Origin of the sequence: Bacillus sp. FJAT-29937, from assembly GCF_001509555.1 — a bacterium.
Lineage (GTDB): Bacteria > Bacillota > Bacilli > Bacillales > Cytobacillaceae > Cytobacillus.
The window spans coordinates 623,951-647,092 of sequence record NZ_LMAS01000001.1; the positions used below are offsets into that span (position 1 = coordinate 623,951).

The 23,142-nt window shown below is 37.3% G+C and carries 23 protein-coding genes; 5 read left to right on the forward strand and 18 right to left on the reverse strand.

The window, feature by feature from the left end; all coding sequences use genetic code 11:
- Window positions 1-256: 256 nt before the first annotated feature.
- Entirely contained in the window at window positions 257-688 is a 432-nt protein-coding gene (locus AR328_RS03040; RefSeq protein ID WP_066289498.1) for a CBS domain-containing protein, read from the reverse strand.
- On the reverse strand, window positions 689-1,339 hold the full coding sequence (locus AR328_RS03045; RefSeq protein WP_066289500.1) for a CAP domain-containing protein: 651 nt from the start codon (window positions 1,337-1,339) through the stop codon (window positions 689-691).
- A gap of 239 nt (window positions 1,340-1,578) precedes the next feature.
- Between AR328_RS03045 and AR328_RS03050 the strand changes: the two genes are divergently transcribed.
- The gene (locus tag AR328_RS03050) at window positions 1,579-1,938 is read left to right on the forward strand and encodes a YugN family protein (RefSeq protein ID WP_066289507.1); all 360 of its coding nucleotides are present in this window, start codon (window positions 1,579-1,581) and stop codon (window positions 1,936-1,938) included.
- Window positions 1,939-1,995: 57 nt separating this feature from the next.
- Here AR328_RS03050 and AR328_RS03055 read toward each other — a convergent pair whose 3' ends face one another.
- The 7 genes from AR328_RS03055 to cyoE form a co-directional block, all read right to left on the reverse strand.
- A complete protein-coding gene (locus tag AR328_RS03055; RefSeq protein ID WP_066289510.1) occupies window positions 1,996-2,463 on the reverse strand; it encodes a DUF420 domain-containing protein in 468 nt (155 codons plus the stop codon).
- Window positions 2,464-2,675: 212 nt separating this feature from the next.
- On the reverse strand, window positions 2,676-3,578 hold the full coding sequence (gene ctaG / locus AR328_RS03060) for a cytochrome c oxidase assembly factor CtaG (protein ID WP_066289512.1): 903 nt from the start codon (window positions 3,576-3,578) through the stop codon (window positions 2,676-2,678).
- Between the two features lie 94 nt (window positions 3,579-3,672).
- Window positions 3,673-4,008, reverse strand: a complete 336-nt coding sequence (gene ctaF, locus AR328_RS03065; protein WP_066289514.1) for a cytochrome c oxidase subunit IVB — start codon at window positions 4,006-4,008, stop codon at window positions 3,673-3,675.
- A 4-nt stretch (window positions 4,009-4,012) separates the two neighbouring features.
- Window positions 4,013-4,642 carry a cytochrome (ubi)quinol oxidase subunit III gene (locus AR328_RS03070; protein WP_066289516.1) on the reverse strand — a complete coding sequence of 210 codons (630 nt, stop codon included), beginning with the start codon at window positions 4,640-4,642 and terminating at the stop codon, window positions 4,013-4,015.
- On the reverse strand, window positions 4,642-6,528 hold the full coding sequence (locus AR328_RS03075) for a cytochrome c oxidase subunit I (protein ID WP_197414409.1): 1,887 nt from the start codon (window positions 6,526-6,528) through the stop codon (window positions 4,642-4,644). The genes AR328_RS03070 and AR328_RS03075 overlap by 1 nt, the downstream gene beginning before the upstream one ends.
- A gap of 23 nt (window positions 6,529-6,551) precedes the next feature.
- Window positions 6,552-7,643 (reverse strand): cytochrome c oxidase subunit II, encoded by a 1,092-nt coding sequence (gene coxB, locus AR328_RS03080; RefSeq protein ID WP_066289523.1) that lies wholly within the window; start codon window positions 7,641-7,643, stop codon window positions 6,552-6,554.
- A gap of 224 nt (window positions 7,644-7,867) precedes the next feature.
- On the reverse strand, window positions 7,868-8,806 hold the full coding sequence (gene cyoE, locus AR328_RS03085) for a heme o synthase (RefSeq protein WP_066289527.1): 939 nt from the start codon (window positions 8,804-8,806) through the stop codon (window positions 7,868-7,870).
- 410 nt (window positions 8,807-9,216) lie between these two features.
- On the opposite strand from cyoE, the gene AR328_RS03090 reads away from it, so the two are divergent.
- On the forward strand, window positions 9,217-10,185 hold the full coding sequence (locus AR328_RS03090) for a COX15/CtaA family protein (protein WP_066289531.1): 969 nt from the start codon (window positions 9,217-9,219) through the stop codon (window positions 10,183-10,185).
- A gap of 45 nt (window positions 10,186-10,230) precedes the next feature.
- Here AR328_RS03090 and pyc read toward each other — a convergent pair whose 3' ends face one another.
- The 4 genes from pyc to glsA all read right to left on the reverse strand — a co-directional run bounded on the left by pyc (window position 10,231) and on the right by glsA (window position 16,565).
- Window positions 10,231-13,671, reverse strand: coding sequence for a pyruvate carboxylase (gene pyc, locus AR328_RS03095; RefSeq protein ID WP_066289539.1), 3,441 nt, complete (start codon window positions 13,669-13,671; stop codon window positions 10,231-10,233).
- Between the two features lie 110 nt (window positions 13,672-13,781).
- Window positions 13,782-14,984, reverse strand: a complete 1,203-nt coding sequence (locus tag AR328_RS03100) for an FtsW/RodA/SpoVE family cell cycle protein (RefSeq protein WP_066289545.1) — start codon at window positions 14,982-14,984, stop codon at window positions 13,782-13,784.
- Between the two features lie 278 nt (window positions 14,985-15,262).
- Complete coding sequence (locus AR328_RS03105; protein ID WP_066289547.1) at window positions 15,263-15,544, reverse strand: YlaN family protein; 282 nt, start codon at window positions 15,542-15,544, stop codon at window positions 15,263-15,265.
- Window positions 15,545-15,635: 91 nt separating this feature from the next.
- Window positions 15,636-16,565: a glutaminase A gene (gene glsA / locus AR328_RS03110; RefSeq protein ID WP_066289550.1), complete on the reverse strand. Its 930-nt coding sequence runs from the start codon at window positions 16,563-16,565 to the stop codon at window positions 15,636-15,638.
- Window positions 16,566-16,708: 143 nt separating this feature from the next.
- Between glsA and AR328_RS03115 the strand changes: the two genes are divergently transcribed.
- Window positions 16,709-17,209: a hypothetical protein gene (locus AR328_RS03115; RefSeq protein WP_066289555.1), complete on the forward strand. Its 501-nt coding sequence runs from the start codon at window positions 16,709-16,711 to the stop codon at window positions 17,207-17,209.
- Window positions 17,210-17,463: 254 nt separating this feature from the next.
- Here AR328_RS03115 and AR328_RS03120 read toward each other — a convergent pair whose 3' ends face one another.
- Window positions 17,464-18,792: a PhoH family protein gene (locus tag AR328_RS03120; protein WP_066289562.1), complete on the reverse strand. Its 1,329-nt coding sequence runs from the start codon at window positions 18,790-18,792 to the stop codon at window positions 17,464-17,466.
- Window positions 18,793-18,991: 199 nt separating this feature from the next.
- Between AR328_RS03120 and AR328_RS03125 the strand changes: the two genes are divergently transcribed.
- Complete coding sequence (locus AR328_RS03125; protein ID WP_082677104.1) at window positions 18,992-19,591, forward strand: YhcN/YlaJ family sporulation lipoprotein; 600 nt, start codon at window positions 18,992-18,994, stop codon at window positions 19,589-19,591.
- A 79-nt stretch (window positions 19,592-19,670) separates the two neighbouring features.
- On the opposite strand, the gene AR328_RS03130 is transcribed toward AR328_RS03125, so the two are convergent.
- The gene (locus AR328_RS03130) at window positions 19,671-20,126 is read right to left on the reverse strand and encodes a pyridoxamine 5'-phosphate oxidase family protein (protein WP_066289565.1); all 456 of its coding nucleotides are present in this window, start codon (window positions 20,124-20,126) and stop codon (window positions 19,671-19,673) included.
- A 200-nt stretch (window positions 20,127-20,326) separates the two neighbouring features.
- Here AR328_RS03130 and AR328_RS03135 point away from each other — a divergent pair, with 200 nt between their 5' ends.
- On the forward strand, window positions 20,327-20,527 hold the full coding sequence (locus tag AR328_RS03135; protein WP_066289569.1) for a YlaI family protein: 201 nt from the start codon (window positions 20,327-20,329) through the stop codon (window positions 20,525-20,527).
- Window positions 20,528-20,604: 77 nt separating this feature from the next.
- On the opposite strand, the gene AR328_RS03140 is transcribed toward AR328_RS03135, so the two are convergent.
- From AR328_RS03140 to typA, 3 genes are read right to left on the reverse strand one after another with little or no spacing between them, the layout of a single operon-like run.
- Window positions 20,605-20,895, reverse strand: coding sequence for a hypothetical protein (locus AR328_RS03140; RefSeq protein WP_066289571.1), 291 nt, complete (start codon window positions 20,893-20,895; stop codon window positions 20,605-20,607).
- Between the two features lie 17 nt (window positions 20,896-20,912).
- Entirely contained in the window at window positions 20,913-21,230 is a 318-nt protein-coding gene (locus AR328_RS03145) for a YlaH-like family protein (protein WP_066289574.1), read from the reverse strand.
- A gap of 24 nt (window positions 21,231-21,254) precedes the next feature.
- Complete coding sequence (gene typA, locus AR328_RS03150) at window positions 21,255-23,093, reverse strand: translational GTPase TypA (protein ID WP_066289578.1); 1,839 nt, start codon at window positions 23,091-23,093, stop codon at window positions 21,255-21,257.
- Window positions 23,094-23,142 lie beyond the last annotated feature (49 nt).

A 23,142-nucleotide genomic window follows, 5' to 3' on the forward strand; every position in this document is an offset into this window, starting at 1 on the left:
ATGATTAAAGTAAAGTCCTACTGCAAGAAGGATAGAAATAATAATTAAAATCCTAATTAAAGTCCTCAGAGGCTTGCCTCCTTTCTATACTTTGTACTATATATATATGATAACTCTCAATTCTTAGTATAACATCATTTATTTTCTTTTTAATAGAAGGGGCAGAAGATTCTAATAAGTTTCACTTGTTATGGATAGAAAATCAAGTATTTATTACTATATTAAAAAAGAACACCTTACAAAGGTGTTCCATACTTTAATGCTGAATTTGATTGCTTGATTCGGAAATATCAGTTAGAGCTTCTCCTGCCTTCTGGTCTGTTAAATGGTGCACTGCAAAATCACCCAATGAAACGATACCAACTAATTTGTTTCCTTCTACAACAGGTAATCGTCTAATTTGGTGCTTGGCCATTAAACTAGCTGCCTCATGAGCATCCATATCTTTTGTAACAGTTACTAAGTCCTTACTCATAATTTTTTCAACTTTTGATGATGGCGGATTTTTCTCAGCCACACATCGTAAGACAATATCCCGGTCAGTGATCATCCCAACAAGTTGATCATTATCAACAATTGGAATGGCACCAACATTTAATTCCTTCATTTTTACAGCTACTTCAAATACATTGTCTAACAATGAACAACTATCAACCTTATCTGTCATAATATCATGGATCTTCTCCATCTAACTTCCTCCTTCTGCTCTTTGAATAATTAAAACTGTCCAATAATGCCCATGAAGGCCGCCTTTCGCATGACCTACACCTATATGGGTAGACAGTTTATCTAATAATTTTGGCTGGTTATCGGAAGAATTCATCCAAAGGGTGAAAATCTTTTCGGGTGAACTATATCCTGCACCAATATTTTCTTGGACCTTTTCAAACGGAATTCGAAAGGTCTTCAACATATTTGTAGAATCTCCATAGCTTGGTGAAATATGCGACACATATTCTTTTTCCATCATATCGAAAGCTTTTTGTCTCGCTGCTATTGTTAAGGAATCATCTACTATTAGAGGCTTCAGCCCTGCATTTGCTCTCTTCGAGTTTGTCAGCTCCAATAGACTTCTCTCGGAAGGAGATAATGAGATCCCTTTTTCAGTTCTCTTTAAATCTGGAATTGTTATTTTTTGTCCCGGAAAAATTAAATGCGGATTTAATATTTGTGTATTGCTTTGAATGATTGATTTAAGCTCAACTCCATTAATTAAAGCAATTTTCCAAAGGGTATCCCCACGATTAACTACATATTGAGTTTCAGCCTCAGCCTCGCTCATAGGAGCATAATAAAGGCAAAGATAAAGGCAAATAAAATATTTAATAGTCCTCTTCATTCATAACCCCCTTCACTTTCAATCATTATATTCTCCAAAACAGCAGATAAAATTTCATTGTCAGTCATTGTGATTGAAAAATAGTGAATAATAATTGAATTTCATTTGTTTTCTTCATGTATACATTGCATCTTCATGCTATTTCTACTATTATAAGACTTGGATAGTAATTGTTATTAATTTTGACTAATGTATTAGCTATTGCCAGCTAATAATGGATTGTTTTAGGAGGGATACATATGAAGTTTGAAAATACGGGGATTGAAAAAAAGAAAGCGGACCTCGTTCGCTTAGATGAAGTGATGCATTCAAAAGGTCTTGTCCGTGAAGGGCAATGGGACTATGAAAGGGTTACATATGATCGCAGATTTGATCTTAAAGAAGGAACCTTCTATTTACGTGTATTTGGTCTTGCAGTTGAAGGGGATGTTGACACTTTCAAAGCCGTTATTCAATTAAAGACACCAGTACTTGGTAAATATTATTATCCTCACGGTGTTGAATATGGCGAAGATGAGGTTTTCCCTAAGTCACTCGTCAGTCAATGTGAAAAGATTCTAAGTGAACTTAATTCAGAAATTGAAAAGTTTGCAAAATAAAGAAATACGGACGCATGGCAACCATGTGTCCGTTTTTTTTATCTGCGAAAATGATTATTAAAAACCTAAAATTGCTTTAATAGCAGAGGTTGTTTCGCCCCCATGATAAAAAACATATAATAATAAGTACACGGCAACACCTGTAATAGCAGTAACAAACCATATGATGCTAGTAACCGGCCCTAGCCTTCTATGTTTACTCAGCTTATTTTTGTAACCAGTATAAAGAGTAACAATGCCAAATATAGCTCCTACAGTCGCTAGAGTAATGTGAAAAATTAGGAATATAGTATAATAGATCTTAATTTCATCAGGACCACCGAAGGCAGTATTGCCAATAAATATAGTTCTGCTAGCATAAATAATAAAGAATATAATTGCGAATACTGCGGCTAATGTCATCGTCTTTTTATGGGTTTCTATTTTTCTTTGGCGAATTTGCGCCCACCCAATTGCAACTGCAATGGCACTCAAAACAATAAATGTTGTGCTTATTGTTGGTAAAATTGGCACTGAATAATTCATAATAACTTCCTTTCTACACCCTATGTTCTCATTCACAAAAATTTAAGTAAATGTATGGTTCACATCGTTAATTCTATTAAAGTTCTGCTACATAATCAACAAACATAGACCCCTTTTTGAAAAAGTTCCTAATTTGTTCAAATATCATATAGAGTAGTGTGATTATTTATATAGACATATTAAAAACCTCATCAGAGTAGATGAGGCTTTTGTCATTCAATTATGTGAGGATTGAGAGAATGCTGCTTTTCAATTTCGGTTTCTTCCTGCTCTTTACGATACCAGCTAAAGAAAATTTGCGCTAACGCTACACCGTAAACGACTTCTTGAATAATTTTCATAATAATCCCGCCAAGCTGCTGATCGTTTAATAAGGTCATGTTGCTAAACATCTCAGGTCCGCTTAAAGTTAAGCCTGCAAGTGTAGATGCAGGTACACAAAGCTCTAATGATTTCGCCCAAGCATCTGGATCAGAAAAAGAAGAGTATAAAGGAGTATCAGCAAAAATGATTAATGCACATGCTGGTAATAATAACGCACTGCCAGCAAATATATATCCTACTTTCTTAAGACCGCTTAACGATTGATGATCTTCAAGTTTATTGTCAATTGGCCACCAAAAAATGATCCCCATAACAAACAATAAACTAGTATAGGCTGCGTGAAGCCAAAAACTTGTTTTAACTAAATCAAACACTAGAGGAATATGATAGATGGAGAATATCCCATTAAATAATAATAGGGCTACAACAGGCTTTGTCATAAATGTAAGAACATTTTTTAAGGCTGATCTTTTAAACAAATAACGCCAAATCCAGGCTGGCACTCCCAAAACAATAAATTGTGGGATAACTAGGCAAAGAATTGCCATCTGAATCATATGTGCATAAAACATGAGATGACCCATTAAATCAATTGGAGAGCCTTTTATTAAATATAAAAGGACAATAGCTATAGAAAAGTGAATAGCTTGGCCTACCCTTAACGGTTCGCTGTCAGAAAATTTCTTTCTATATTTAATTGTTACTAAAAAATAACCTACTAGCATTAGTGCTAAAAAAAGAAAATAGTATGGGCTCCATAATGCTCGAAAACCAAAAATTTGAATTGCCACTGCATAATCACCCCTTCAAAAGAAGTCCTAATATTAATACTATTTCGTTAAACTAAAAAGAAAACCGGCTGACAGCCGATTTCCTTTCTATTTATTACCACCAAATAATTGTCGTGTAACACAGAATTGTTACAAATGCAATGAACATGCCAGAGTACATAAATAATTTTGGCGCTTCATGGCCTTCATGACTCATATGCATGAAGTAGTATAACTGAAATATTACTTGAACACCTGCAAGGATTAAAATGAAAGGAATAATAAACCAGCCAGAAAATCCTTCATAGCCAACCGCAACGAATGCAACAAGCGTCAAGAAAATCATCAATGCAAATGAAATAATATGGTGTTTCATTTCTTCGGCACTTTTTCTGCGGCGATATTCAATGTCTACACGAGGGTTGCCTGAGTTTAATTGTTCATTTGTCATCAGTTTATCCCACCATTCCCATTAAATATACAACTGTAAAAATAAATACCCAAACAACATCAATGAAGTGCCAGTATAAACTAGCTACATAAAACTTTGGTGCATTGTAAAGGCTTAATCCACGTTTGCTGTTACGGATCATTAATGAAATAATCCAGCCTAATCCAAAGGCAACGTGAGCTCCGTGGAACCCTACTAGCGTATAGAATGCCGACCCAAACGCACTGCTTGTAAATTTATGGCCAAATTCATGAACATAATGGTTAAACTCATAAATCTCTAAACCTAAGAACGCCAGACCAAGCAATACTGTAATGCCAAGCCATAATTGCATTTTCTTAAAATTAAAGTTTTTCATATGGTACATTGCATATACACTTGTTAATGAACTAGTCAAAAGAATCATTGTCATTGCAAAAACAAGTGGAATTTCAAATAGATCCTTTGCTAATTTCATATCACTGCTAGGTACTGAATCCTTTAAAGCAAGATACGTTGCAAAGAGGGAGGCGAAGAGAACAGTCTCTCCACCTAGGAATAGCCAAAAGCCTAAAAATTTATTTTTACCCTCGAGGGTTTGCAGTTCAGGCGAAGCAGGCCATTTTTCAACCGTCATTTTCTCTTCTGCGTGCATTATGCCTTAACCCCCTTATTGTTATCGTCGATATCATCCATTAATTCTTCTTTATGAATATGGTATCCATGATCGTCTTTTAAAGAGCGTGTAAGCATCGAACCAAAAGTGATCACTAAACCAAGAATTAATACTGGAATTCCCCATGTATTTCCTTCGTCTGAATGATACATTGCACCAAATGCTGCAACGAACAATCCTAGTGAAATAACGAATGGAATAAATGAATTATTAGGCATATGAATATCACCTAAAGGCTCTGCAGGCACCATGCCTTTTTTGCCTTCCATTTTCTCGATCCAGTACGCATCAAGACCACGAACTAATGGTAATTGCTTAAAGTTATAGTATGGCGGCGGAGATGCAATTGCCCACTCAAGAGTACGGCCGTCACCCCAAGGATCATTGCCAACTTTAACATTCTTCACACTAGTCACAACAATGTTGATTAGCATAATAACAACAGCAACAGCCATAAAGAATGCCCCAATTGTACTTACAAAGTTTCCAGATTCAAGACCTTGACCAGGAAGGAATGTGAAAATGCGTCGCGGCATTCCCCATAATCCTAAGAAATGCTGGATAAAGAATGTTAAATGGAAACCAATAAAGAATAATACGAAAGTAATTTTTCCAAGGAATTCATTTAACATAGTTCCGAACATTTTAGGCCAGTAGAAATGTGTTCCAGCAAGTAATGCAAACACAACCCCACCAACAATTACATAGTGGAAGTGGGCAACAACGAAATAAGTATCATGATATTGATAATCCGCTGCAGCTGCACCAAGCATTACCCCAGTTACTCCACCCATTAGGAAGGAAGGAATAAATGCAATGGCATAAAGCATTGGTGTTGTAAATGTAATACTTCCACCCCAAAGTGTAAATAACCAGTTGAAAATTTTAATCCCTGTCGGTACTGCAATCGCCATTGTCGCAACGGCAAAAATTGCATTAGCAATTGGACCTAAACCAGTTGTAAACATATGGTGAGCCCATACCATGAATCCTAAGAAACCGATTAGTACGGTTGCGAATACCATTGAGGAGTATCCGAACAGACGCTTTCTTGCAAATACTGCAAAGATTTCCGAGAAAATACCAAATGCCGGTAAAATCAAGATATAAACCTCTGGGTGTCCGAAGATCCAGAAGAAGTGCTCCCAAATGATTGTATTTCCACCCATTGAAGCATCAAAGAAATTCGAACCGAACATACGGTCAAACATTAGTAAAAAGATACTTACTGTTAATGGAGGGAATGCAAATAGAATTAGCGACGACGCAACAAAAGTCGTCCATGTAAACATTGGCATACGCATATAAGTCATTCCCGGCGCACGCATATTAATAATGGTTACAAGGAAGTTAATTCCACCCATTAGCGTACCAAAACCTGAAATTTGCAATCCAAGTACATAGAAGTCTATTCCATGTCCTTCAGATGCGAGTGATAAAGATGCATAGGAAGTCCATCCAGCATCTGGAGCTCCTCCTAAAAACCATGATAGGTTTAAGAATACTCCACCAAAGAAGAATAACCAAAATCCTAAAGAGTTAAGGAAAGGGAATGCAACGTCACGAGCTCCAATTTGGAGTGGCATGACGGCGTTCATAAATCCTAATAACAATGGCATCGCGGCGAGAAATATCATCGTTGTGCCGTGCATTGTTAACATTTCATTAAATAATCCAGCACTGACAAAATCATTATTTGGTTTTATAAGCTGAATACGGATAATCATCGCTTCTATTCCACCGAGAAGGAAGAAGAATCCGCCAGCAAAAAGATAAAGGTGTGCAATTTTCTTATGGTCTACAGTTGTTAGATAATCCCAAAGAACCGCACCAAAACCTTTCTTTTGAGCAATGGTACTCACAATTTTACCTCCCTTTAGCAATTACACTATTTCCCCTGAACTTTTAATCCCATCAAATATTCAGTTAAGGCATTTAACTCATCATCAGTTAATTCACCATTAGGACCAGAACCAGTATAAGTCCCAGTCATTTTATTAGCTGGCTTATATTTTTCAGGATCAGCCAACCAATTCTTCAAGTCTTGTTCTGTATGATCCAAGATGCCGGCAATTTTCTCACGCTCACCAAAGTTTGTTAAGTTTGGTGCTAATCTTGCTGCCTCTGGAGTTGTGTTTGCAGGAGTTACTGCATGACATCCGATACAGCTTTGATTAAAGATTTCCTGCCCTTGCTGTGCAGTAGCAGTAGTTGCCTGCATTGGCTCTTTAACACTTTGCATATCATTTACCCATTGGTCGAATTCAGCCCGTGGAACTGCTTTCACTTTGAAATCCATTAAAGCGTGTGAAGGACCGCAAAGCTCAGCACATTTTCCGTAGAATACATTATTGACGTCAGCTGATTTTTCATTATTAAATTCAAGCCAGAATTTATTTACGTTATCCGTGTTTGTATCTAATTTCCCACCAGCAGCTGGAATCCAGAATGAATGCTTAACATCCGAAGCTATTAGATTAAAGTAGACCCTTTCATCAGTTGGTACAACAAGGTCTTGGCTTGTAATGATTTCTTCGTTTGGATATTCAAATTCCCACCAGTAAAGATTAGCGCGTACATTTACTACAAGAGCATCTGTTTTGCCATCTTCATTTTTCTTTTCCATAGGAGACACATCAGCTAATTTAAATGTAGCTGAAACTGTTGGAACAGCTAAAACGAAAACAAGTAAGATCGGAATAACTGTCCATATAATTTCTAATGCGTGACTTCCTTCTACTTGTTTTGGGATTTTATCGTCCTTACGACGGAATCTCACCAAAACGATAAAGAAAATCACTGCTACAATAGCAATTACCCCTACCATAATAGCCGTACTTAGCACCATCAAATCATATTGTTCTTGTGCAACCTCACCTGCAGGCTGTAAAGTAGATAAATTTGCATTACCGCATGCAGATAGTATGAGCGCCAGAATCGCGAACAACGATGCAAGACGCCATTTTGCAAGCCTTTTCATAGCTTAATCAAACCCCTCTTTCGTATAATTTCTGTTTGAAATGTTTGATCGAAAAAATTATATATAAATTCTTTCTAACATTTAGGAAAAGAAAGAATTTCCTAACAAAGTTTATTATGTAGTATGCCTAAATAAAGGAAACTAATATTATGATATCTAATTTTTTTCATAGGGTTTGGGCCAAAGCACATCAAAATGCCTTGTAGCCCTCCCCTAAAATTATTTTATATTAATGTGATAATTACCATAGCTACAAACATAATAGTCAGATATTGTAGTGAATATACAAACATTAAAGTAGCCCATTTTATATCGTCTTTAAACTTTCTTGCATAAATTCCTGTTGCAATCCAGCCGATATTCAAAATAGTAGCGAGAACCAAAAAAGGAATCCCTAGATCTGGAAGCAAAAACGGAAGAGGCAATAATCCTGCCACCCATAAGTAAATGGATGTTTTCGTTCTTTTAAATCCTTTAACAACAGGAAGCATTGGTACATTTGCAGCTCGATATTCTTCACATCTTCTCATAGCAAGCGCATAAAAATGAGGAGGCTGCCAAAAAAACATAATTAAGAATAATCCCCATGCCATGATGTCAAGATTAGCATCTACCGCAGCCCATCCAATAAGTGGAGGTGCGGCTCCAGAAATACTTCCAATAATAGTGTTGGAAACGTATCTCCGTTTTGACCAGATTGTATATAGAACAATATAACTAAATACCCCTACTAAACCAATCAAAGCTGCGGTTATAGTAGTGAGCATAAGCAATCCTGTACCAATTCCAATTAACAAAAAGCTTAAAATCGCCACTCTGGCAGGTGTTACCCTTCCAGTAACAGTTGGCCTGTTCTTCGTTCTTTCCATATAAGGATCAATGTCTCGGTCAATATAATTATTTAGGGCACATGAGCCAGCAATAATTAGTGATGATCCTATTACAGTATAGAGAACAATATCCAAATTATTCAAAAAGCCTTTTCCTGTAAAGTGAAGTGCAAGCCATAAACCAGTAAAGGTTGTTATTAGATTAGAGTTTACAATTCCAATCTTAATCAGCGATAAAAAATCCTTCCAAGCTGTTGTCTTCGGCACTTCATTCTCCAGGCTACCACTGCTGTTTTCTAAACGAGCATTAATAAAGGCCCTCGAGTTAGACATATTTCTTCCTCCTTTATCCCTTATCACAAATACGACAAAGATACTACAACTACTATAAAGCATTCTAGCTGACAATGCTATATTTGCAATAAAAAACGAAGAGCATTTCCAATATGATGACAACCTTAATAGTTTTCTACTATTGTAATAGTATTAATACTGTTATTAAAATATCATGAAAAAGACATCTTCCTCTGTATATTAAATCACACTTTTATCGTTTTTTGTGAATAATTTTCGAATAAATTATGAATAATTTGTGTCATTGTGTTTTTCCACTTAAATAATTGTTGCTTTTCTGCCATAATATATAGGGTGTATGTAAATAAAACATTGATACTTTCATTATAATAAATGAAAAATTAATAGTGTACATAACGCTTTTAATATTTAGAAGAGGGTGAAGCACTTTGCAACGATCACTTAAATGGTTCGCCGTATTAACAACAATCGGGATGCTGTTAGTCCTTTTAGGCGGAGCTCTTGTTACAAAAACCGATTCCGGCATGGGGTGTGGAGATTCCTGGCCGCTCTGTCATGGTGAAATTCTTCCAAAGAATATTACACCTGAATTAATTATTGAGCTTGCCCATCGGGTAGTTTCAGGTGGAGTAGGGATTATGGTTCTAATCCTTTCTGTTTGGACTTGGCGCTCGATCGGCCATATTCGTGAAACTAAATTTTTATCTATTACTTCTTTCTTTTTTCTCGTCCTTCAAGGTTTAATTGGGGCGGCCGCTGTTAAATGGGGACAATCTGATTTTGTTCTTGCCTTGCATTTTGGCATATCTTTAATTTCCTTTTCAACAGTTCTGCTGCTAACACTTCTCATATTTGAAGTCGATAAAAAGTTTGAAGCCGAAAAGATTGTCCTCGATAATAGAATGAAGAAGCATATAATAGGCGTGACAATCTACAGCTATGTTGTCGTTTATACGGGAGCCCTTGTCAGACACGTAAATGCAAGTTTAGTGTGCAGAGATTGGCCGCTCTGCATTAACAGTTCTTTTTCCTTGCCTACTAATATGCATGAGTGGGTACAAATGGGGCATCGCGCCGCAGCTGGAATCATCTTTATATGGATTGCCTATATTACCTATATTGCTGTTAAACATTATAAAGATCAAAAAGTCATTTACTGGGGCTGGATCATTTCCTTTATACTAGTGTCTTTACAAGTAATTGCAGGAGCCTTAGTTGTCATATCGAAATTAAATTTATATATCGCATTGGCACATGCCTTCTTTATTTCTTGTTTATTTGGTGTTTTAAGTTACTTTATTCTTCTTTCCTCTCGCAGCAAGAGAAATGCTCAGTCGCTCGAAAAGGTAAAGGAAGATAAAAGAAGCCCGACAACGCCGCCAATTACAGTGCAATAAAACACAAAAAGAGTTGCAGTTCATTTCGACTGCAACTCTTCTATTTTACTTTGAAATTTCAATTAGCAGATCGCCTGTTTGAATGGCTTCCCCATTTGAAACATAAATATCATCAATCACTCCTGAAAATGGAGCCTGTACGGTCGTTTCCATTTTCATTGCTTCTGTGATCATTAAATGGTCGCCTTTTTCAACTTTTTCTCCCTTTTTAACTAATACCTTAATTACCGTTCCCGGCATAGATGCTCCGATATGGTTTTCATTATGTGGATCTGCCATTATTTTTGATACTACAGTTGCTTTAATACTTTCATCCTTAATCACAACTTCACGTGCCTGGCCATTCAATTCAAAGTAGACAATTCTTGTACCATCCGCTTGTGGCTGCCCGATTGATATAAGCTTTACGATTAATGTTTTTCCAGTCTCTATTTCAATCGCAATCTCCTCTCCTAATCTCATTCCAAATAAAAAGGTTGGAGTATCAAGGACAGAGACATCCGAAAATTGCTCGACTGTTTTTGTATAATCCATAAATACTTTCGGGTAGAGAGCGTATCCAAGCATATCAAAGCTTGTCACTTGTCTGCCGAGCTCTTTGAAAAGCTTATCTCTCATTGCTTCGAAATCAACATCTTCTAATAGCTCCCCAGCACGAACTGCAATTGGCTCTTTATTTTTCAAGACTACCTTCTGAAGTTCTTTTGGAAATCCGCCATATGGCTGCCCAAGATAGCCTTCAAATAACTCAACAACAGAGTCTGGAAAATCTAGAGTCATCCCTTTATTGATAACATCATCTTCTGTTAATTGATTCTGAACCATATATAAGGCCATATCTCCAACTACCTTAGAAGATGGTGTAACCTTTACAATATCACCAAACATAAGGTTAACACGGGAATACATTTCCTTTACTTCATCCCATTTTTCCCCTAGCCCTACACCTTTAGCCTGCTGCTGAAGATTACTATATTGACCACCCGGCATTTCATGCTTATAGATTTCTGTATGTGGAGAAATCATACCGCTTTCGAAATCACGATAGTATTTTCTAATATCTTCCCAATAATAAGACAATTGTTCTAAAGCATCGATATTAATATTTGGTTTTCGGTCAGTGCCTTCTAAAGCATAATATAAGGAATTGGCGCTAGGCTGCGACGTTAATCCCGCCATTGAACTAACGGCAACATCAACAATATCAACCCCAGCTTCAATTGCTTTAGCGTACATAAATAGTCCATTTCCACTTGTATCATGTGTATGAAGATGAATTGGAATATTAACCGTTTCTTTCAATTCAGAAATTAACTGGTAGGCTGCCTGCGGCTTTAATAAGCCGGCCATATCTTTAAGGCCTAAAATATGCGCACCTTGATTCTCAAGTTCCTTAGCTAACTCTTTATAATAATTAATATTATATTTCGATCTTGAAGGGTCTGTTATATCACCAGTATAACAAATAGCGGCTTCTGCAATTTTTCCATTTTGACGAACCGCATCAATGGCTACTTCCATCCCTTTAACCCAGTTTAGACTGTCGAAAATTCTGTACACATCGATTCCAGCCTGTGAAGACTTCTCAACGAATTCACGAATAACATTGTCAGGATAGTTCGCATACCCTACAGCATTAGCCCCTCTTAGCAGCATTTGGAATAAGATATTAGGCATCCTTTCTCTTAATGCCAGTAATCTTTCCCAAGGGTCCTCTTTCAGGAAGCGGTAAGCGACATCAAATGTAGCTCCTCCCCACATTTCAGAAGAAAACAGACCCGGCAATAGTTTAGCTGTTGGTTCAGCAATCCGTTTAATATCGTTTGTACGAACACGAGTGGCTAGCAATGATTGATGGGCATCACGGAATGTTGTATCAGTAAGCAGGACTTCCTTCTGTTCTTTAATCCATTTCACTAGACCATCTGCCCCGTGTTGTTCTAAGATTTGTTTCGTTCCATGCTGGAATTGCATTTCACTGCTTACTTTCGGTATTCTTGGCTGCTCAAAGATCGGCCGTTTTCTTTTCTCGATACCAGGGAAACCATTAACTGTAACGTTTGCAATATACGAGAGCATTTTTGTTCCACGGTCTTTTCTTTTTGGAAACAGAAATAACTCCGGAGTTTTGTCGATAAAGGATGTATCGTATTCTCCTTTAAGAAACTTTTCATGTTTAACTACATTCTCTAAAAATGGAATATTTGTTTTGATTCCACGGATTCTAAATTCCTGAAGATTCCGAACCATTTTTGCAGCAGCTTGCTCAAATGTCATTGCCTGTGTTGATAATTTTACTAGTAATGAATCATAGTAAGGTGTAATGACTGCACCTTGGAACCCATTACCTGCATCAAGCCGAACCCCAAAACCTCCGCCAGATCGGTATGCCATAATCTTTCCAGTATCAGGCATGAAATTATTTAAAGGATCTTCTGTTGTCACACGGGATTGAATAGCATACCCATTCACATGTATATTCTCCTGCGTTGGAACTCCAACCACATCACTATGAAGGGAATGACCTTCAGCAACCAAAATCTGTGTGTGAACAATATCAATTCCCGTAACCATCTCGGTGATTGTATGCTCTACTTGGACACGCGGATTCACTTCAATAAAGTAAAATTCATCACCAGATACTAAAAACTCAACAGTACCTGCGTTAATATAATCAACTTTTTTCATCAATCTTACTGCCGCTTCACAAATCTCATCTCTAAGTGTAGGAGATAGAGATACACATGGAGCAACTTCAACTACTTTTTGGTGACGGCGTTGAACGGAGCAATCCCTTTCATATAAATGAACGATGTTTCCGTGTTTATCTCCAATGATTTGAACCTCGATGTGCTTCGGCTTATCGATGAATTTCTCAACATAAACCTCATCATTGCCAAAAGCAGCTTTCGCTTCTGATTTGGCACGTTCGTATGATTCCTTTACCTCTTCAAGATTATTGACAATTCTCATCCCTCTGCCGCCGCCGCCAAGAGAAGCTTTAATAATAATTGGGAAGCCGTAATTCTTTCCAAAGCTAATCACTTCATCTAAACCGTTTATCGGGCCATCACTGCCTGGGATAACAGGGATTTCAGCAAGAGTTGCTTGTGTTCTAGCTTTAACCTTATCTCCAAACATATCTAGATGCCTGGATTCCGGGCCAATAAAGATGATTCCTTCTTCTTCACAACGTCTTGCAAAATGGATATTTTCGGACAGAAATCCGTATCCCGGGTGAATAGCATCAACATCACTATTTTTTGCGATTTCAATAATTCCATCAATGTCTAAATAAGCATCGATCGGTTTTTTTCCTTCTCCTATTAAATAGGCTTCATCTGCCTTATATCGATGATAGGATCCAGAATCCTCTTTCGAATATATGGCTACTGTACGGATATTTAATTCAGTACATGCTCTAAATACCCGAATAGCAATCTCACCTCTATTAGCCACTAACACTTTGTTAATACGTTGATTCAAGAGAAACACCTCATCTTTACTTTTTTGATTTTTCTGGAAATTGAAGCTGTGCTACGGCCGTTGCATAGCCGATAGCAGAATTTATTAACAAGTGCAGATATAACTTACACTTATTTACGAGATTGATAGACCCGATTTGGAACATTTCTTATTGGATCCTGCACCTCTTTCTCTGCAGTCCCTTTATACTTTTGTTCATAAGTAACAAACATCGAGATATTAACAAGAATCCCCATTGCCATAGAAAGCTGTAAGATGGATGAACCTCCGTAGCTTATGAAAGGCAGCGGAACACCTGTTAATGGAATTACGCCTGATATTCCTGCAAGATTAACAAAAGATTGAATTCCTATCATACTAGAAATCCCAATTGCTAGTAAACTGCCAAAAGGATCCTTGCATTTCAGCCCTATATACAATCCTCGAAGAACTAGGTATCCGATAAGAATTAATACGAAGCAAACACCAAAGGCACCAAGTTCTTCAGCAATTACCGCCATAATAAAGTCAGTATGTGACTCAGGTAAATATCCAAGTTTTTGTATGCTTTGGCCAAGTCCTAAACCCTTAATTCCACCAGCACCGAGAGCTAAATAAGAATTAACCAAATGGTAGCCGAAATCGGTTTGAAATGGATCTTGGAACGCTTCTATACGCCCCATACGTACCTTTGTAAATATCTTATCCTTCATAATGAGTACGAGAGGCGCTACAATGAGGACGCCAATAGTACCAAGCTTAAGGATATTTTTATAGCTCATACCTGAAGAGAAAATGATAACCGCAGCAATAGCGAAAATGATAGCGGCAGTACCAAAGTCAGGCTGAATAGCTACGAATAAACAAGCAAGAAACAAATAAGCAAGCGGGGGAACTACTCCCTTATTAAACTCGTTAATATAAGATTGTTTCTTTGCATATACAGCAGATAAATAAATAATAACTGTGAGTTTAACAAATTCAGAAGGCTGAATACTTCTTGTGCCAAACTTAAACCAGCTCTGAGCATTATTGGTGGCATGTCCAAAAAGATAAATAGCAAATAAACCAGCTAATGAAAGGATTACCATTGGTACGAGTATTTTATTGCTTAACATCGCTTTATACGGAAAAATCGCCATAAACATAAATGCAATTGCTGATAAAACTAGATGAAGCTTTTGTTTATCATAAAAAAAATCGCTTGGATAACCCCAGCGCTGTACAGCTGTAACCATACTTGCACTATAAATCATGATCAGGCCAAAAACCGATAAAAGCACAACCGCAATAACTAAAGAATAATCATATGATTTTAATATTTTTTTTAACATTCAGCCTCTTCCCTTATCTTCTATGTAGAGTATTTTATTCGACTAAAGCATAACAACATCCTGCATCGAAGAAAAGTTGTTTTTAATGTAACACACTATTTATAAAAAATCTATAATTATGTCATACTAATTAAAATTTTTTGCACACTTTTTATTCTTTTCAGTCATATCCAAGATGTTTTAGTTATACTAATTAAATTATAAAAAAACTCAAACAATCCATTCAGAATGTTTGAGTTTTTATGCTGTCTAGCTTCTGCATTTTATTTTCTTGCGTTTTATTTTCTAATAGAAGCATCGTGCAGAATAGAAAGTTCCTTTTCTAATTCAGCCATAATTGCCTTTCCGTCTCTTTCTTCAATAAGGCCAAGACGGACAGCAAAATCTATTTCCCGAGACAACCCAAACATTTGCGTATCAAGCACCTCTTCATATAAAGGGCATTGCGGCATTGTTAGATTGTCCATCTGCACTTTAATTAATTTCAATATTTTAGCAGCGTCAGCCTTTAATAGGGCATTTGCTCTTTCCTTATGGTCAATAATCATTTCTGAAGCCAACTTTCAATCCCCCATTTCCGAGCGATTATCTTATCTATAAATTTTATACTTTAGATGAGAAAAAAGCAAGAATAATAAGGATTGAATGCCTTTAAAATATACTAAAATTATATTGCACAGCAAGCTCCTCTAACAACTTAATGCCTGCGATGCTGTTTCCTTTCTCATCAAGTGAAGGACCGAATATACCGATCCCGAATTTCTCGGGAACGACAGCGAGAATGCCTCCAGCAACACCGCTCTTCGCTGGTATTCCAACTTTAATTGCAAATTCGCCCGAAGCATTGTACATCCCGCAAGTAACCATAAAGGTTTTGCAGATCCTTGCAATTTCCAAAGGCAGAAGTCTTTCACCTGTTTCAGGGTCAACACCATTTAAGGCAAAAACCGCTCCTATCCTTGCTAAATCAAAGCAATTCATTTCGATCGCACACTGTTTCGTGTAAAGCTTCATTAATTCTTCGATATCTCCTTCAATCACTTTATGCTGCTTCATAAAATAGCATAGTGATCTGTTAAGCCATGCAGTTTCAAGCTCAGAGGCAGCCACTTCCTCGTCATATGTCAAATCCTTCTTGTTTCCTAAGCATCGGACAAATTGAAGGATTCGGTCCCATCTTTCAGCCTCGTTTTCCCCTTTAATCATATTTGTAACTGCAAGGGCCCCGGCATTGATCATCGGATTTAAGGGCTTTGATGGAATAGAGGTTTCCAGCTTCGAAATAGAATTAAAAGGATCTCCAGTCGGCTCCATTCCAACTCTGTCAAACACATAATCAACACCTCTGTCTTGTAAGGCAATCGCTAATACAAGGACTTTTGAGATGCTTTGCAGCGTGAATTTTTTCGTATATGTACCTGCATAGAGACATTCATTATTACTTTTATAGATAGCAATAGATAAATCACTTTTGTTTGCCTTTGCAAGCGCTGGAATATAATCTGCTACCTTTCCTTCCTCTGTCAATGAAAAAACATTGTTTACAATTCGTTGTAAGTCTTCATTTGTTCGACATGCCAACAGAACTTCCCCCACATTAGTGATATTTTGGTTGATACTGGAATCACCATTTTATCATTTGAGCGAATGTATGACAATTCCATCAATTATCTGTATACTTACCTTTGTAAATAAGTTTTTTGCCTTTTTTAGGAGGAATTTTCATGGAAAATATTATTTCATTAAGCGGGAATGTTAAATATTCGATTACTCTTGATCCAGGGGTTTGGATATTCGATGATCGGCGGGTTGATTTATTATCATTTTTTGAATCGAATCAACCATTGCAGGACGGACTTGAGGAATATACTAAATCAATCTCCAAGCATTGGGACAGAGAGATTATGGAAGGTGCAGTTTTTCCACCAACTTTAAAAACCGAGAAGAAATTTGAAAAGGAAAAAGTACTGAATGGAACTTTTGGCATTCCTTTGAAACCATTTATCCAAAATGCAGAACCTAATAGAGATGCTGCGACACTCACTATTGTTAGTGAGGACAAAGGAGAAATAAGTATGCCCCTGCATGAGGGCATGGAGGTAATACTCGGCTTTTCCATTAATGGCAAGCCTTTGAAAGAGGATGGTCCGGTGTATGTTTACTATGGGGATGGAAGAAATAAAGATAACCCAATAAAAAATGTTAAAGCTTTGAAGATCAGTTAATCCCTGCCGGAAGGGGCGAACATCCGCCCCTTACTTAAAATAAGGAAGTATAACCTTTCTCAAGTTTGAGAACTGTCTAGTTCCAGCGCCTACCCCCGACGTACAGGACGTACTAGTGTCGACAATGCGACAGGACGTCGCGTTTTTGTCGACCTCGAGGTCACAAGCCAATCCTCCCAGAAAGGAAAATACACCTTTCCGGGAGGCTCGACTTGTGCTTGTCGGGGGTGGGCAAGGCGCTTCCACTTTTCTTGCTACAATAGGTCAGCAGCTAATTGTGCAAGTCCAGACCTTTCTCCTTTTATCAACTTAACATGACCCGCAATTGTTTGGTCCTTAAACCTCTCTACTACGTATGTTAATCCATTATTATATGCATCCAAATATGGGTGATCAATTTGTTCTGGATCTCCCATTAACACGATTTTACTTCCCTCACCTACTCGCGTTAGAATCGTTTTGACCTCGTGTTTAGTTAAATTTTGCGCTTCATCGATAATGATGTATTGATCAGGAATGCTCCTTCCCCTAATATAAGTTAATGCTTCAACTTCAATAGAACCCATCCCAGCCAATATTGCATCCAATTCCCCGGGCTTTTTTACATTAAATAAATATTCCAGGTTATCAAAAATCGGCTGCATCCACGGCCTAAGCTTTTCCTCTTTTTCACCAGGCAGAAAACCTAGATCCTTACCAACTGGTACAATCGGTCGGGCCACAAGCAGCTTTTTGTAATATCCATAGTCTTCTGTCTGCAATAATCCAGCGGCGAGCGCAATTAGGGTTTTTCCAGTGCCTGCCTTCCCTGTTAAAGTAACAAGCGGAAGATCCTTTCTTAATAGAAGTTCCATCGCTATCGTTTGCTGAACATTTCTAGGTTTAATTCCCCATATATGGTCATAATCAAAAATAAGCTTCTTAATTCTCTTTCTTGTTTTATCAACAATTCCTATCGCTGATGAAGATGATCCTAATGCATCCTTCATTACTAGAAATTGATTTGGGAATACCGGAAAAGTGACGACCTCTGAGATGGCAAGTTCACCTCTCTCATAAAACCGATTCAACGTTTCCTTCGCAATATATACTTCCAAAAACCCAGTATATAGATGATCATTCTCAATAACCCGGTCACTAAGATAATCTTCACTTATCAAACCGATTGCATCAGCTTTAACTCTTACAAGCGCATCTTTGCTTACTAAAATGACCGTTTTTCCATCTTCCTTTGTTTCTTCCTCTAATGATAAATTTTTTGCTACAGCCAAAATTCGGTTATCGTTCGTTTTTTCAATAAAAATATCTTGTAATTGTTGAAATGAACGATGGTTTAATTCAATTCGCAAGCTTCCGCCATTTTCAAGAGGAATTCGTTCATGAAGTTTTCCTGTACCTCTAAAGCTGTCTATAAGCCTTGATACGTGTCTTGCATTCCTGCCAATCTCGTCCATATATCTTTTCTTCGAATCAACTTCCTCTAGCACTACGGCTGGAATAACCACTTCATTTTCTTCAAAGGAAAAAATTGAATGCGGATCCTGTAACAAGACGTTTGTATCTAACACATATATTTTACTCAATCTGATGCCTCCTGCTCCTCTTAGGTCTATTAAACAGTGGAACGAATGGAACTTTGGTAAAATATATGATTTACCGTATAAAGATAGACGAAATTTTGCACAATAACCGTTAATGATTCCTTTAATAATGCTTTAGCTTTCAGAATTGAACTAACTGATGACTCGAGAACTAAAGCCTAAGTATAGGAGATGGTGAAAATTGAAAAATCAGCTATTTATCGGACTTGCAATCATACTGATGGCAGGATGTGGAATTAATCATAATCAAGCCCAAGAAAATCCAAATCAAAATTTAGTAAACGTTAAAAACAGCACTATACAAGAAGTTGATCGAACAACAGGGCAGCATATCTCAAAGCGTCTAGTCAACCTCACAACTAGCATTCCAAATGTAAACGATGCTACTGCAGTTGTTCTTGGCCGATATGCGATTGTCGGAATTGATGTCAACAAAAACTTAGATAGGTCAGAAGTTGGGGCCATTAAATATTCAGTAGCGGAAAGCTTAAAAAATGATCCTGACGGAGCAAGAGCCATTATCATTGCTGATCCTGACATAACTGCACGTTTAAGAGAAATTTCAGATGATATTCAAAACGGGAGGCCAATTCAAGGAATTATGAATGAACTAGCCGACGTTGCCGGACGTTTAATGCCTGAAATCCCAGCAGACATTATTGAACCTAAACCAAAGAATGCCCCTGAGGAACCGAAAAAGCAATTAAATAACCCTGATGAACGAAAGCTTGAAAAGCAACAAGAAGAACAGTCAAACCACTTTAAGGACAAACATGAATAAGTAATCAGTAAGAAAAGCTGCCGATGAATTTGGTGATAATCCCCTTCTTATTGCGCAAAAAAAAGGCCCAGTCATTCGACTAGGCCTTTTTCATTGCATCCATTACCTGTTTATCTAGGCGTGCTGCTGCATCCTTATCATATGTTTTGTCATATTGGGGTTCAGAAATAATCTTTGAACCGTAGAACATGACATCTCGTACTTCCTGAATTGACAATTCTAGAAGAGCAAGCTTTAATGGAACACCCTCTAGCTTTTCTTCCTTAACAGCAACATCTCCTGCTACGGAATATGTAGATTCATTTGCGATTAAGTTAATAACCGCCTTTTTGTTCTCTTTTATGTTTTGAACAATTCTTGAACGATTATCAACCGCAAATTGAATAGTCCCTTCATCTTTAGCCAGTACCCATGAAATAGCACTAACATTCGGTCCGCCCGTTTCGAAATCAATTGTCGATAACGTAACAAACCTTTCTTGCTGCATTGCATCAAAAAGTGGTTTCATTAATTTTGGTTCTACTTGGTTTGCCATACAAATTCCTCCTTCATTCTACATCATATTATGCCTATCCTTAACTTTCAACCGATACATATTATCTTCAATCAAAAAGAAAGTCGAATTAAGGACACACATCATATATAATTATTATAGCCTTTAGTAAACTTACCAAACGAATAAGAATGCCATGGGTATGATTAAAGCATTTATGAAAATATTTTGAGGTGTACGCGATGAGAGTGAAATGTGTTTTATGTGATAAAATTGAGTCCATTGAAGATCAATCATTTCAGGCAAAAAGACTGAGAAACAGGCCAATCCATACTTATATGTGCAAGGATTGTGAAGCTAGAATAACAGCAAATACGCAAAAAAGAATAGAAACCGGCAACTTTAAATTGTACCAAAGCAAAGTGAAAGAAGAAGAATGGTAAAAAGAAAGGCGGAGGCGCTGGAGCTAGACAATTCAAAAGAGGGAGGCAATTTGCCTCCCTCTTTTGTCATATAAATCCTACTCTTCCGGGTAGTTCACATATTTTTCAGGTTCCGATTTAATTTGATTCAGCATGACATCAATAAGTTCAATTGGAAAACGGGATTTTTTTCTTTCTCCGTTTTGATCATAGTGAACATAGTACATGACTTCATCTTTTTCAATTTGAATATTTGAAAGTCCATGCTCTTCTACTAGCATATCCTCAAACATTTTTACTGTTTCAGCTGCAGCTGTATCATCTGGCCGTTCCATAATGACAACTTTAATTGTCAGCCAATTATACAATGTGTCTTGTAATGATTTCATATTAGATCATCTCCGTCCTACACCTGTTTTCCTTCTTGCTTCTTTGACTGATGAAGACGGATTTTGTAAATGATTAATATTAAAGCCGCAACTACTAATCCTTCTGTAATCGGAAGGAATACGGCAAAGAATGTCAGGACTGTACACCCTAGAATAAGAAAGAGATAGATAACAGCCGATTTTGCTAACGGCAATTTTTTCGCAAAACCTAATTTAAACACAATAATACAGAGTAAAATAATGGTTAAATATAACATCCACATTCCTAAGGTTGAATTTTCTTGCACTTTAAATAAAGCAGCGAAAAAAGACAGCCGTTCATTTATATCAACCATTTTCTTCTCCCCCTTACAAGTTTTTTAGCTCATTTCAGCAAATTTTTTCTTCTTCGCAATTCTTTCCCGTTCATTTTTATCAAGGATTTTCTTACGTAAACGAATTGATTCTGGTGTTACTTCACAATACTCATCTTCGTTTAAATATTCTAAAGCTTCTTCAAGCGTCATAATACGCGGCTTCTTCATTGTTGTCGTTTGTTCCTTCGTTGCAGAGCGCACGTTTGTAGCTTGTTTAACTTTCGTAATATTAACGGTGAGGTCACTTTCGCGATTATGCTCCCCGACAATCATTCCTTCATAAATTTCCGTTCCAGGCTCGACAAAGATTGTGCCACGATCTTCTACCTGCATAATACCGTAAGTTGAAGATTTTCCGCTTTCCATGGAGACGAGAACGCCTTGACGTCTTCCGCCCACCTGGCCTTGTGCCATTGGCTGATAGCTATCAAAAGTATGATTGATGATTCCATATCCACGTGTTAATGTTAGGAATTCAGTTGTGTAACCAATTAGTCCACGGGCAGGTACATTAAAGATTAACCGTACTTGACCATTTCCATTATTAATCATATCAATCATTTCGCCTTTTCTCTCTCCAATAGATTCCATAATAGAACCTGTATGCTCTTCAGGTACGTCTATCTGCACACGTTCAACAGGCTCGCATCGGACACCATCAATTTCTTTTACAATAACTTCTGGTTTGGATACTTGAATCTCATATCCTTCACGGCGCATATTTTCAATTAATATAGATAAGTGCAGTTCTCCACGGCCAGAAACAATCCACGCATCTGGGGAATCAGTATTATCGACACGAAGACTTACATCTGTCTGCAGTTGTGAACGAAGTCTTTCTTCCACTTTTCTAGAAGTAAGGTATTTCCCTTCCCTGCCGGCAAATGGACTATTGTTCACAAGAAATGTCATTTGCAATGTTGGTTCATCGATCCTTAGAATTGGCAAAGCCTCTTGATGTTCAACAGGACATACAGTCTCACCAACATTAATATCTTCCATGCCTGATAGAGCAATTAAATCCCCGGAATATGCCTCTTCAATTTCCTGGCGTTTAAGACCGAAGAAGCCAAAGATTTTTGTAACCCGAAATTGTTTAACGGAACCATCTAGCTTCATTAATGCCACTTGCTGACCCACTTTAATCGTTCCACGGAACACTCGTCCAATACCAATTCTACCTACATAATCATTATAATCAAGTAAAGCTACTTGAAATTGTAAATGTTCTTCACGATTGTCTACTGGCGCCGGTATATGATTGACTATCGCATCATATAAAGCCTGCATGTTCTCGTCTTGTTTAGATGGATCCGTACTTGCTGTACCATTGATGCCTGATGCGTAAATTACCGGAAATTCAAGCTGGTCCTCAGTAGCTTCCAGCTCAATAAATAAATCCAGCACTTCATCAATAACTTCCTCTGGACGAGCAAAATCACGGTCAATTTTATTGACTACAACTATCGGTGTTAAATTTTGCTCTAATGCTTTTTTAAGAACAAAGCGTGTTTGCGGCATGCAGCCTTCATATGCATCAACGATGAGCAGAACTCCATCAACCATTTTCATGATACGCTCTACCTCACCGCCAAAATCAGCGTGTCCAGGTGTATCAAGAATGTTAATTTTTGTATCTTTATACTGAATCGCGGTATTTTTTGCTAAAATAGTAATTCCGCGTTCTCTTTCAATATCACCTGAATCCATAGCACGTTCTTCAACATGCTCATTGGATCTAAAAGTGCCAGCCTGTTTAAGCAGCTGGTCTACCATTGTTGTTTTACCATGATCAACGTGAGCGATGATCGCAATATTTCGAATGTCTTCTCTAAGTTTCAAGGAAGTTCCTCCTACCTGTATTTAACAGTTAACATCAAATCAAATCTAT

Bases quoted from the DNA above. Each gene is read 5' to 3' on its own strand.
- AR328_RS03040 (WP_066289498.1), bottom strand. From the start codon at position 688: ATGGAGAAGATCCATGATATTATGACAGATAAGGTTGATAGTTGTTCA.
- AR328_RS03045 (WP_066289500.1), bottom strand. From the start codon at position 1,339: ATGAAGAGGACTATTAAATATTTTATTTGCCTTTATCTTTGCCTTTAT.
- AR328_RS03050 (WP_066289507.1), top strand. From the start codon at position 1,579: ATGAAGTTTGAAAATACGGGGATTGAAAAAAAGAAAGCGGACCTCGTT.
- AR328_RS03055 (WP_066289510.1), bottom strand. From the start codon at position 2,463: ATGAATTATTCAGTGCCAATTTTACCAACAATAAGCACAACATTTATT.
- ctaF (WP_066289514.1), bottom strand. From the start codon at position 4,008: ATGACAAATGAACAATTAAACTCAGGCAACCCTCGTGTAGACATTGAA.
- AR328_RS03070 (WP_066289516.1), bottom strand. From the start codon at position 4,642: ATGCACGCAGAAGAGAAAATGACGGTTGAAAAATGGCCTGCTTCGCCT.
- coxB (WP_066289523.1), bottom strand. From the start codon at position 7,643: ATGAAAAGGCTTGCAAAATGGCGTCTTGCATCGTTGTTCGCGATTCTG.
- cyoE (WP_066289527.1), bottom strand. From the start codon at position 8,806: ATGTCTAACTCGAGGGCCTTTATTAATGCTCGTTTAGAAAACAGCAGT.
- AR328_RS03100 (WP_066289545.1), bottom strand. From the start codon at position 14,984: ATGTTAAAAAAAATATTAAAATCATATGATTATTCTTTAGTTATTGCG.
- AR328_RS03115 (WP_066289555.1), top strand. From the start codon at position 16,709: ATGGAAAATATTATTTCATTAAGCGGGAATGTTAAATATTCGATTACT.
- AR328_RS03130 (WP_066289565.1), bottom strand. From the start codon at position 20,126: ATGGCAAACCAAGTAGAACCAAAATTAATGAAACCACTTTTTGATGCA.
- AR328_RS03135 (WP_066289569.1), top strand. From the start codon at position 20,327: ATGAGAGTGAAATGTGTTTTATGTGATAAAATTGAGTCCATTGAAGAT.
- AR328_RS03140 (WP_066289571.1), bottom strand. From the start codon at position 20,895: ATGAAATCATTACAAGACACATTGTATAATTGGCTGACAATTAAAGTT.
- AR328_RS03145 (WP_066289574.1), bottom strand. From the start codon at position 21,230: ATGGTTGATATAAATGAACGGCTGTCTTTTTTCGCTGCTTTATTTAAA.